The following is an 11,921-nucleotide window of genomic DNA, read 5'->3' on the forward strand; positions in this document are numbered from 1 at the left end:
CTACTAGATTATAGGACTATCTACTTGAGAGGGATCATTCAATTTGGGTAAAAGGTGCACAAACAACGAACAAGCACCTAACACCAAACCGGATAATGCAAAAATAATCTGCATATTTGAGACAGAAAACGCAACAATGCTAAAACGATATTCTTCCAGGATCCTTAAAATTGCAGAACCTGCAAGCGTACTTACAAAACCGACAAGCCCTCCGACGGCTGCATTAGAGGCAAGGTACATGGTTCTTCCTTCACGTGGTGCAAAAACAAACTGGATATTAAATAAAGAGATATTAATCCCTGCCCACGCAATACCTCCAAGGATATGTACAACAGGAATCATCAACCATGCAGTACGACTATTCACAAAAAACCACATAAAATGGGTAATGGCTAGAATACCAACGGAAGCTTTGGTAGAAAAAAACCAGGACTTTTGGTCCGCCAGCTTTCCCCAATAAGGTGCCAAAATCACTCTGATAACCGAAGAAATTACTCCCATAGCCATAATGTACGTATAGCTGATTTTTAAACCCGTTACCATATAAACGGCAAAAAAAGGTCCAGCTACCTGAAGCCCGGCATTCCAGAGGATAAAAAGAACTATAATTTTTCTAAACCTGATGTTTTTAAGCGGAATTAGTAAAACATCTTTCAATCTAACCGGAGTTCCATTTTTAACGGGTATAGGTTCTTTGGCTGAAGATAAACAGTAAAAATTAATGATTGCAAGTAGAAACACTACTATTCCAATAACTACAAATCCACCATATTCATTACCGTTTTGCCGGAAAATATCCAGGACCCTGCCCATCAAAATGGTAATAATGGTAAGAAAAGCAAGAGAATAAGCATCTTTTTGCGCAAGGTATTTTCCACGTATATATTCAGGGGTTAAATCCACTATCCAGTTAGATGCCGGCGGAATGATAAATGAAGCAATCAAATAAGCAACTCCATAACCCCCACCCAGCAACAGTAATCTCGTAGTTGCGTCAGTTGCTATAAGCGGAATAAACATTATCAATCCGAGCATCGAACGAAAAAACAAACACAAAATTGAAATTAAAAATTTCCGCTGTTCTATTTTTTCAAATACAAAAGATGAAAGTATCTGAACCACGCCGGCAAGTACCGGAATAGCTGCAATGATGCCATTAAATTCATCATTTGCCCCCATATAATTTGCAAAACCAACCAGGAACGCACCACTGGTTAAAGCAAATATACCCATCGCAGAACTTCCTTCAAATAAGAAAAAACGCCTGCTTATTTCATAATCCTCAGGTTTTAACGGTGTCTTGCTAAAATAAATGTTTTGTATAAAAGAGCGAAAGGTCATGTGATTGCAGCCCCCAAATTTCAAATATCTAGAACATTGCAGTATTATATATTAATGTAGTATTATAAATCAATCATATTTATTACTAAAGTTTTCCTTGCTTTATTGACAATTATGTATATAAAAAAGAGAGACTGTAAAATGTTTCTTTGGGAAATTCCCAGATATTTTACAGTCTCATTTATGTTTTTCATGTTCATTTCCAGGATTGGTTTGGTTTATCAAGTATTGTTATTCTCTTTTACTTAATACCTCTTTTTCATACTGTTTCACTTCATCTAACCATGCTTCCTTCACAGGAACATTTTGCTTCAAACAATAATAATCCCAGATTGCTCCAAAAGGATAGGATTTGAATTCTTCCAATAATGCAAGTCTTGATGTAAAGTCCCCTTCCAACTCATACTGTTTTAGCTTTTCAACAGGTTCCAGCATGGCTTTTAAAAGTGCTTTAATTGCATTTCTTGTACCTATCACCCATGCTGCAATTCGGTTGATGCTTGCATCAAAAAAGTCCAGTGCAATATGGGTCCTATTTAAGAAATCACCTCTTACAATTTCCTGCATAATAGCCTGTAACTCGTCGTCAAAAATGACAACATGGTCACTGTCCCATCTTACCGGCCTGCTTACATGCAGGAGTATTTCATCTAAAAAGTTCATCATTGCGGAAATCTTATTAGAAATCACTTCCGTTGGATGGAAATGTCCTGCATCCAGACAAAGTAAAGTATTATTTTTTACCGCATAGCCCATGTAGAATTCATGAGAACCTACTACATAGCTTTCTGAACCAATACCAAATAATTTACTTTCAACTGCATCAAGGTTGTATTCCGGAGAAATCTTCTCTTGAAGTATTTCATCCAATGCCTCTTTTAGTCTTTGCCTTGGGCCAAAACGGTCCACAGGAATATCTTTATATCCGTCAGGAATCCAGATATTTGTTACACAGGGTGTCCCAAGTTCTTTTCCAAAATATTCTCCAATCTTTCTGCATGCTTTGCCATGCTCAATCCAGAATTTTTGAATCTCTTTATTTGAATGGCTTAATGTAAACCCGTCATCACTGAGTGGGTGAGAAAAGAATGTTGGGTTAAAATCCAATCCCAATCCCTGTGCTTTTGCCCATTCTACCCAATTTTTAAAATGCTTTGGCTGCAACTCGTTTCGTTCTACCTTTTCTCCATCGGTCTCTGCATAAATGGCGTGTAAATTGAGACGATGTTTACCCGGAATTAGAGAAAGCGCTTTTTCAATGTCCGCTCTCAATTCCTGCGGTGTCTTTGCTTTACCGGGATAATTACCGGTTACCTGAATACCCCCCGTCAAGTCTTCGGAAACACGTTCAAAACCAGCCACATCATCCCCCTGCCAGCAATGCAGAGAAATCGAAACCCTTTCCAATTTTTCCAATATTTCATCGGTATCAATTCCCCATTCCGCATAGGCTTCCTTGGCTCTCAGATAGTTTTCTTCAATTCTTTTTTGTACTTCACTCATACTGTTTCCCCTTTCATTATGTTTCAACTCGAAGCTTGGAGTTCGGAGCTCGGAGTATAAAATTTTAACGTGGTGTTATTGTTTTTTGATAAAATAAATATTATCTAAGCTCTTAGCTTAACCAACCGGGTAGGCCATGGTTGTCATTAATGTCATTTCAGCCTGTGTCGTGTCCATCCTGCTGTGCTGTACAACGATTGGCTGGTCGCTTTCCACTTTCAATGCATAAGGTACTCCAACGGGTATCTTTTGACCATCTGCATCTTCAATCTTATCCAGACGGATATGATTGGTTCTTTTAGCACCACATACCGCTGTAAATCTTTCCATAGGCTCCCTGTCTTCAAAATACACAGTAATGTTAATATGTGCATCCTTTTCACCAGTGTTCAAAACACATACAGCTTCATGGCTGACAAAATCCCCGTTACTTTTCTCCGGGAGAAAACCGTCAGGAATAACCCATATTTTTTTCCCAACTGCATCCGACATACTTGATACTCCTTTCTTTTTCTACTATCAGGATAGGAAGAAACCACTGAAAAAGTACCTCTACAGCCAGGGGCAACACACGGGGACAGATCCTCTGTCTTGCCCCTTCTTCTTGCTAAATCGGACTTTTTCAGTAGTTTCGGATTAGGAACATTCTCAATTTATTACTTCTCTGCACTAATCAGCTTCACAAATTTACTATATGCTTCGTCCCATTCACTTATATTTTCCGGCTGATATACTGTGGTTGGGAACGAGTTTTTAACAATCTGCCTCGCTTCTCTTAAATTTCCTATCTCTTTTAACGCCATTGCCTGGACAATGATATTTCCTATAGAAGTAGCTTCTACCGGTCCTGCCACCACTTCCCTGCCTGTAGCATTGGCAGTAAGCTGGCACAACATTTTATCCTTTATGCCTCCGCCTATCATATGGATGACGTTAAGCTTCTTACCTAAAATCTCCTCAAGACATTCCACAGTATAACGGTATTTTAAAGCCAGGCTTTGAGCAACACAGCGTATTATTTCACCTTTACTTTCAGGTACAGGTTGGTTGGTATTTTTACAGAAATCTCTAATCCTTTGCGGCATATTCCCCGGAGTTGCAAAGGAATGGTGGTCAGGGTCAACAAAGGACACAAATGGCTTTGCATTCCATGCCATCTGTTCCAACTCCGCAAAGCTTAATTTCTCCCCTTCTCTATCCCATTGTCTCTTGCATTCTTGAACCAGCCATAATCCCATAATGTTTTTGAGGAACCTTATGGTGTTATTGACTCCGCCTTCATTTGTAAAGTTTAGGCCAAAGCTTTTTTCATTGATAATCGGTTTATTTGCTTCAACACCCATCAGCGACCATGTTCCGCAGCTGATATATATATAGTCTTCCTCATCTATCACCGGAACTGCAGCAACCGCCGAACCAGTATCATGGGAAGCTACCGATACCACAGGTATATCCCCTACTCCTAATTCTTTTGAAATGTCTGGTGAAAGCGAACCGATGATTGTTCCCGCATGGACGATATCTGTAAATATTTCTGCCGGTATCCCCAGACACCTCATTAATTCCTTAGCCCAGGTGCCTTTTGTAGGATTAAACAGCTGTGTTGTAGTTGCATTGGTGAACTCTGTTGATTTTACCCCGGTTAAAAAGTAATTAAACAAATCCGGCATTAACAGAAGTGTCTTTGCTTTTTCCAGCATAGGTGAATTATTTATCTTCATAGATAACAATTGGTATATGGTATTAAACCATATAATCTGGATACCAGTCTCACCATATATCTCTTCCTTTGGTACCAGCTTAAAAGCTTCTTCCATCATACCTTCGGTTCTCGTGTCCCTGTAATGGTATGGATTCCCTAACAGATTGCCCTGCCCATCCAGCAAACCAAAGTCAACACCCCAGGTATCAATTCCAATGGAAGCAATATCCTTATGTCCGCCATTTGCACATTTCAAAATGCCCTGCTTGATTTCATAAAATAGCCTTAGCACATCCCAATAAAGACTGCCCCGGACATTTACCGGGTCATTTGAAAACCTGTGCATTTCCTCCAAACTAAGCTTTTCCCCATCAAAATTAGCCAGCATTGCCCTTCCGCTACTTGCACCAAAGTCAAAAGCCAGCATTTTTACATTGTTTTGCATCTTATCCCTCCCTGTTACCGATTTCATGTTATCGTTTTCATAAATAGTAAAAATACATTCTTGTATTGAACGCACTAAAGATTTTACATTAGCTTCTGTACTTTGCATGTGAGCAGCAATTACAGTAGCGTTTCTACTTCTTGCTTTTTTATATCTGTAGACCTTCTTATAATGAGTTCTCCCTTCAAGGCAATTTGCCTGTTTTTTGCACTAGGGTGATTTAATTTATGGATAAATAGTCCGACAGCTTCTGCGGCTATTTTTTCTATAGGTTGCCTATAGGTTGTAAGTGGAGGTGTTATAATCCTGCTCATGTAGATATCATCAAATCCTGCAATTGCAATATCTTGCGGAATTTCAAGTCCCTGGGATTTTATATAATTCATTGCCCCTATCGCCATCAAATCGGTTGCTGATACAATTGCCGTCGGTCGAACCTCCACCTGGGTCAAAAAATATTTTCCGGCATCATACCCGCTTTGAATATGGTAGTTTCCCTCATATACCAATTCCTGTTTGAATATTAACCCTGCCTCTTTAACAGCATCTACATATCCTTCATAACGGTCATTTGCTACTTTATATCTTGCCAAGGGCTTGATAAAAGCAATTTCTTTATGTCCCATATCAATCAAGTGCCCGGTTATTGTCTTGACGCCCTCGTATCCGTCTGTATAGACCGCATTTACCGGTTTGTTTACCTGGAGGTTATCCATAAAAATAACAGGCAGTTTTTTGGATGAATCCAGAAGGTATTCTATTGTTTCTTCGGCTCCCCTGTAAGAACATACGATAATACCATCTATATTCCTGTTGATGAGGTCATTGATATAACTGATCTCATCAGAGGCCTCTTCCCCGGTAGAGGCAATAATTACATGGTACCCTTCCCTTCTTGCTGCATCTTCCAGGTATTTAAACAATTCATGATAAAAAGGGTTTATATAATCCGGAATGATAACCCCTACCGTCTTGGATTTTTTTGTTCGCATCCCCTGCGCTATAATACTTGGTGTGTAATTTAGTTCCTCAATTGCCTTCATTATTTTTTCTCTTGTCGCTTCGTTGACAGGTGCTGTATTGTTGAGTACCCTGGATACTGTGGTAACAGATACACCTGCGCGCTTTGCTACATCTTTTATGGTTGCCATTGTAATACCCCGATCCATGGAAAACGATAACATGAAATTATTTTCTATAATAATTATATTCTACTTCAAAATAAAAATTCCTGCAAGACGGAAAAGAAAATTAATGTTTTATTTTGCTATCTACAAATAAAAAGAGGATTTAATAAAAATTTGTCGAAATAAATAAAGAGACTATCAGTGAGATAAGGAGTTTAATACTATGAAGTCAAAGGATAGTAATGTAATGAACTCTAATGACTTAATCTTTGCTCTTGACATAGGAACCAGGACGGTTGTAGGAATTGCCGGTGTCCAGGAAAAAGACAAGTTTAAAGTGCTTGCGGCAGAAATTATAGAGCATAAAAGCAGGGCCATGCTGGATGGCCAGGTTCATGATATAGAAAAAGTTGCTGATGTAGTAAGGGAAGTTAAAGGTATTTTAGAAAAAAAAACAGGCATTAAACTCAATAAGGCTGCTATTGCCGCCGCCGGTAGAGTTCTTAAGACAAAACAGGTAAACATTCAGAAAGACATAAACCCTGTAAAAGAAATTGATAGAGAATTAATAAAAAGTCTGGAAATGGAAGGCATTCAGCTTGCGCAGCTTCAACTGGATGAAGAACTGTTCAACGAAGAGAAGGTGCCGTATTATTGCGTGGGCTATGACGTTATTAATTACTATTTAAACAATTATGTCATATCATCGCTGGTGGGCCATAAAGGTAAGACAATTGGTGCCGATATCCTTGCCACTTTCCTCCCTCATACAGTGGTAGACAGCTTGTATACGGTAATGAACAGGGTGGGCCTCGAAGTTGAAAGCCTTACCCTCGAACCTATTGCAGCAATAAATGTTGCTATTCCCAAGAATTTGAGGCTTTTAAACCTTGCGCTTGTAGACATCGGTGCAGGCACTTCTGATATTGCAATCACAAAAAATGGTTCGGTAGTGGCTTATGCTATGGTGCCGGTAGCAGGTGATGAAATTACAGAGCTTATTTGCCAGCACTATTTAATTGACTTTAATACCGGTGAAAAAATCAAGACAGCCCTGTCTTCTTCTTCAGGCAGCATCAGTTTTGTAGATATCATGGGTAATAAACAGACTAAAAAGATTGATGAAATAAAGGCGCTGATACAGCCGGCTATAGAGCATCTGGCTGACACCATTACACAAAAAATATTAGAATATAATCAAAAGGCCCCTAATGCAGTATTCCTGGTAGGAGGAGGAAGTCAGATTGGCGGACTTCCGCAGCTCATCGCCAGCCGTTTAAATCTGCCTCCTGAAAGGGTTGCTGTAAGAGGAAGAGATGTTATTCAAAATGTAAAAATAAGCGGCAAGAAACTTTCCGGGCCCGAAGCTATAACACCAATCGGTATTGCTGTGACCGCCCAAATACAGAAAGGTCATGATTTCCTGTATGTTACGGTAAACGGAAAGAAAATAAGGCTTTTCAACTCAAGAAAGTTAATTGTGGCAGATGCTCTGATACTTGTCGGCTTCAACCCCGGAGACCTGATTGGTAAGACCGGTAAGCCGCTCAACTTTGAACTTAATGGAGAAAAGAAAACACTGAGGGGCGAGTATGGAAATTCTGCAGAAATCTATGTAAATGGTAAAATCGCAAATCTTGAGACGGCAATAATCACAGGCGACAACATTACTATAAAACCTGCAGAAGCGGGAAGGCCGGCCCAACTCAGTGTAAAAGAAATAATGGACTACTATGCTGATGCTGACAGCGTTATAACAGTAAACGGACAGGTTGTGCCTGAAGATTATATGGTTCAGGACGGAGATAAAATTGAATTTGTAAAAAAAGTCCATGAAGAAATGATTGAACCTCAACAAAAAACTGATGTGAATCAAGGCGTAGATAAAAATAAGGACCAAGATTTTTCTGTGTCAATAAACCAATTTTCATTTGTTCCAAACCAGTTAAAAGTAATGGTAAATGGCAGGGAAGTTATCATCAACGGAAATAAACAGGAATATATGTTTGTGGATATTTTTAATTTTATAGATTTTGACCTGTCCAAGCCTCAGGGTAGTATAGTACTCAAGTTAAATGGAAAGCAGGCTGCATTTACCGATATTATTAAGCCTGGTGATGAGATTGAGATTGGGTGGGAATAATATTTTTTGAAAAGAATTTTGTAACAGAAACGGGAATCAGGATTGCGAGAGAAAGATATTTAAAATAAGTTTATAGTTCACGGTTTGCAGCAATTTTATAAACAGAGGTGTTTAAAAAAGATTTTAAATCTGTGAACCGTGAACCTTTTATAATGAGCAAAGTTTAAAATTCAATATTTCCTTAATACAAACTTCGCGAATTTCATCGATAACTACATTAATTTATTTATAATTTTAAAGTGCGTTATCGATATAATTCTATTGAATAAAACTTGTAACCAAATAAATAACCAGTGTAACAGTGAAAGCACTAAACACTGTTGCTGAAAATACAGCATGAGACGCGAATTCAGTTTCATTGTCAAATTCAATCGCCATTAAAGCAGTATTAACCGCTGTAGGCGCAGCTGCAGATATAATCATTACCTGCGCAATAACACCATTCATTCCCATTATCAAAGTAATAATGTAAGCTATCATTGGACTCAATACCAACCTAATTACATTGGATAAATACACTTTTGGAATTTTAAAATTAATTGATACATTCGCCAGTTGCACTCCCAGCGTAAATAATGCTAGCGGCACCAGTCCCTCTCCCAGGATACTGACTGTTGACAACAAGGGTCCCCACATATTAATTTTCATCGCTTTTAATAAAAGGGCTAGTGCAATGGCATAACCCATCGGCATTTTTAAAGTACTAACTAATGCCTGTATCTTGTTTTGATTTCCACTGCTGGCATTAAAGATCCCTATGGTATTGGATGTAATATTTTGTGCCATTATGATAATTACTTGTATGGATAGGGCAAAGGGATCATTATATAAAAGTTCTATAATAGGCAAGCAGTAGTTGCCACCGTTATAAAAGCATACTGAATTTATAAACGCTTTAGCAAGTGGCGCAGGATATTTATTAAGCTTCGTTACTAACCAACTGACAAGATATAATATACTAAATAAAATAAGGCTATATAGGATAATGGTAAAAATTATTTCCTTACTCAATTCTGTCTCATAGATTTTCACAAATAATAACGATGGCAAAAATGCATAAAATTGGATTTTTGTCAATGTCCCCACATTCAGATTAAATTTTTTATGTAATCCATAACCAAGTGCAATTTGTAGAAATACCGGTATAATAATATTGATAAATATAAATATAAAGTTCCCCATTACTAGCTCCTTAGATAATCTAGAACTTATTTTCCAGATAAACGGATATAATCACATTATATATGAATATATTATATAAAACAATAGAAAAATAAACATGATATGATAAATAAGGGATGAAAATATGCTTTAGATTTACAAACAAAAAGAGCCCATGATGATTTACGCTACAGCATTTTTTATTACCCGATGTTTCATGACAGCAAAAAATTGGTATAAAATTGTTAATTACAAACTTCATAAGGAGGTCTCTCTATGCTCTCTCACGAAAATTTAATTAATAAGTCAAAAGATACCGCTGAAAAAATTGTAATCATCGGAAATGGAATTGCAGGCCTTTCTGCTGCAGATGCAGCCAGAAAACAAAACAGCCAGGCATCTGTTACTATTATATCCAACGAAAGTTATCTGACCTATTACCGCATCAGGCTCTGTGAGCTTATTAATAATAACCTGGAGGATGATTCTTTGCATATGCATTCCATGAACTGGTATAAAGAAAGAAACCTGGATGTCGTGCTGAATAAGAATGTAACAATGATTAATCCCGTTGAAAAATATATCGTACTTGATGAAAAAGAAAAAATTCCTTATACAAAGCTTATTATTGCCAGTGGAAGTCAAAGCTTCCTTCCACCTGTGCCCGGAATAAATAAAAAAGGAATATATACCCTGTGGACAATACGGGATGTAAAAACAATGAAAAAACAATTAGAAAACTTAAGGCACGCAGTTATTGTAGGTGGAGGGCTGCTGGGCCTGGAGGCTGCATACCATATCAATAAGAGTGGAATTCAGACAACTGTTGTCGAACTACTGCCCCGCCTTTTACCTAACCAGTTAGATGAACAGGGAGCAAAGATTTTTAAAAATAAAGTAAACAGTTTAGGAATTGATGTTGTAACAGGATCCTCGATAGAATTATTAACCGGCGATGAACAGGTAGAAGAAATAAAATTAAGCAATGGTAGTACTATTGCTGCCAGCTTTGTTCTCTTCGCTGCCGGTGTACGTCCAAATTTGGACATAGTAGAAGGTACAGGTATTAAAGTAAACAAGAGAATCAATGTTAATCAATTCATGCAAACAAACCTGGATGATATTTACGCTGCCGGAGATGTTGCTGAATTTGAGGGGAAATGGTACGGACTTTGGTCAATCGCTCTCAACCAGGGTAAAGTTGCCGGAACGAATGCCGCCGGAGGCCGTATAGCATACACCTCTGAAGTTCCTCCATATTTTTTAAGCACCATGGATACTAAAATTTCTTCACTGGGAGATATAGGCATGGATAAATCTGCTATATATGAAACGGCAGAATTTATAGATGAACAAAATTATATATATCAAAAACTCTTCTTTAAAAACGGAACATTAGTAGGAAGCATTTTGATTGGAGATACGGCAAGTTCCAATAGAATTAATGCTGCAATAAAAAGCAGGATGAGCAAAGAAGATGCTTTGAGAGCAAACTTTATATAAGTTAATAGCTAAAACCCTTTCCTCAAGCAGCGGGAAACTTACGTTAACTGCAAACCATAATATTGGTACGCGGCCACGGCCCTTTTACCTGAAAGCAAGGCTGCGGTTTATATTACCCCGTGCAGTTTTTTAAAGTTTCCCGGGCTGACACCTTCTATTTTTTTGAAAACAGCACAAAAGTAACTCACATCATCATATCCAACTAATCTGGAAATATCGCCAATTTCAAGTTCAGGCTTACCCATCAGCAAATCCTTGCTCTTATTGATTCTTACATTATTGATATATTCAAAGGGCCTCATGTTCATTATTTTTTTAAACAGGAAGCAAAGATACTGCGGCGTTACATTGATGGCAGCGGCTAAATCATTCAGGGTGATGACTTTATAATAATTATTTTCAACATATTCAAATACCGGCTGGAGTCTGGAATACTGATGCTGCACAGAGTCGTCATGATTTTTTGAAATAAATTTAAATAAATCTATTAATAAATCATATACAATAGCAGAACATTCAAGTCCCTTTAAAGTGTTATCAGATTGTACCGTACTTAAGGCCTTCCTCATTTTCGACAGGATGCTGCCGCCGTTTACTACGGAATAAACTCCCGATTGGTGTATTCCCATGGTTCTTACAAAGCTTTCAACCTGAGACCCGCCAAAAGTAATCCAATCTACTTCCCATGGTTTTTTGACCGCATAATACTGGTGGGGTTCATTGGGATATAAAAACATCCCCTGCTGTTCTTTGACAGTATAAGTTTTTCCTTCAAGCACTAATTCTCCCTCTCCCCGATGACACTGTATCCACTGAAAATTGGGATACCCGTCCGAGCGTATCACATCCTCCTGGCTGTACCAGCACCCTACCCCTATCAGATAAAAAGGCAGTTTGCGCTCATTATCCGTCACTATGGGAAATGCCATGTTTGTAATGAGAATCACCCACCTTAATACTTTTATATTTTAACAACAGTATTTTATTGATTTAACT

9 protein-coding genes are annotated in these 11,921 nt (G+C 38.0%); 2 read left to right on the plus strand and 7 right to left on the minus strand.

Annotation, left to right across the window (positions count from 1 at the left end; all coding sequences use genetic code 11):
- Nucleotides 1–3: 3 nt before the first annotated feature.
- From CIB29_RS08005 to CIB29_RS08025, 5 genes are all read right to left on the minus strand, one after another.
- Nucleotides 4–1,233, minus strand: a complete 1,230-nt coding sequence (locus CIB29_RS08005; protein WP_157910248.1) for an MFS transporter — start codon at nucleotides 1,231–1,233, stop codon at nucleotides 4–6.
- Between the two features lie 339 nt (nucleotides 1,234–1,572).
- Nucleotides 1,573–2,844: an L-rhamnose isomerase gene (rhaA, locus tag CIB29_RS08010; RefSeq protein WP_094548545.1), complete on the minus strand. Its 1,272-nt coding sequence runs from the start codon at nucleotides 2,842–2,844 to the stop codon at nucleotides 1,573–1,575.
- Between the two features lie 117 nt (nucleotides 2,845–2,961).
- A complete protein-coding gene (locus CIB29_RS08015; RefSeq protein WP_094548547.1) occupies nucleotides 2,962–3,336 on the minus strand; it encodes a sensory rhodopsin transducer in 375 nt (124 codons plus the stop codon).
- Nucleotides 3,337–3,500: 164 nt separating this feature from the next.
- Nucleotides 3,501–4,991 (minus strand): rhamnulokinase, encoded by a 1,491-nt coding sequence (gene rhaB, locus CIB29_RS08020; RefSeq protein ID WP_094548549.1) that lies wholly within the window; start codon nucleotides 4,989–4,991, stop codon nucleotides 3,501–3,503.
- A gap of 119 nt (nucleotides 4,992–5,110) precedes the next feature.
- Nucleotides 5,111–6,142 (minus strand): LacI family DNA-binding transcriptional regulator, encoded by a 1,032-nt coding sequence (locus CIB29_RS08025; protein WP_198543805.1) that lies wholly within the window; start codon nucleotides 6,140–6,142, stop codon nucleotides 5,111–5,113.
- A 199-nt stretch (nucleotides 6,143–6,341) separates the two neighbouring features.
- Between CIB29_RS08025 and pilM the strand changes: the two genes are divergently transcribed.
- The gene (gene pilM / locus CIB29_RS08030) at nucleotides 6,342–8,261 is read left to right on the plus strand and encodes a pilus assembly protein PilM (protein ID WP_094548553.1); all 1,920 of its coding nucleotides are present in this window, start codon (nucleotides 6,342–6,344) and stop codon (nucleotides 8,259–8,261) included.
- Between the two features lie 258 nt (nucleotides 8,262–8,519).
- Here pilM and CIB29_RS08035 read toward each other — a convergent pair whose 3' ends face one another.
- Nucleotides 8,520–9,443 carry an AEC family transporter gene (locus tag CIB29_RS08035; RefSeq protein WP_094548555.1) on the minus strand — a complete coding sequence of 308 codons (924 nt, stop codon included), beginning with the start codon at nucleotides 9,441–9,443 and terminating at the stop codon, nucleotides 8,520–8,522.
- Between the two features lie 255 nt (nucleotides 9,444–9,698).
- On the opposite strand from CIB29_RS08035, the gene CIB29_RS08040 reads away from it, so the two are divergent.
- Nucleotides 9,699–10,925 (plus strand): NAD(P)/FAD-dependent oxidoreductase, encoded by a 1,227-nt coding sequence (locus tag CIB29_RS08040; protein WP_094548557.1) that lies wholly within the window; start codon nucleotides 9,699–9,701, stop codon nucleotides 10,923–10,925.
- A 107-nt stretch (nucleotides 10,926–11,032) separates the two neighbouring features.
- Here the strand turns inward: CIB29_RS08040 and CIB29_RS08045 are convergent, their stop codons facing one another.
- Nucleotides 11,033–11,854, minus strand: coding sequence for an AraC family transcriptional regulator (locus CIB29_RS08045; RefSeq protein WP_094548559.1), 822 nt, complete (start codon nucleotides 11,852–11,854; stop codon nucleotides 11,033–11,035).
- Nucleotides 11,855–11,921 lie beyond the last annotated feature (67 nt).

The sequence above is a fragment of the Petroclostridium xylanilyticum genome, assembly GCF_002252565.1.
Taxonomy (GTDB): domain Bacteria; phylum Bacillota; class Clostridia; order SK-Y3; family SK-Y3; genus Petroclostridium; species Petroclostridium xylanilyticum.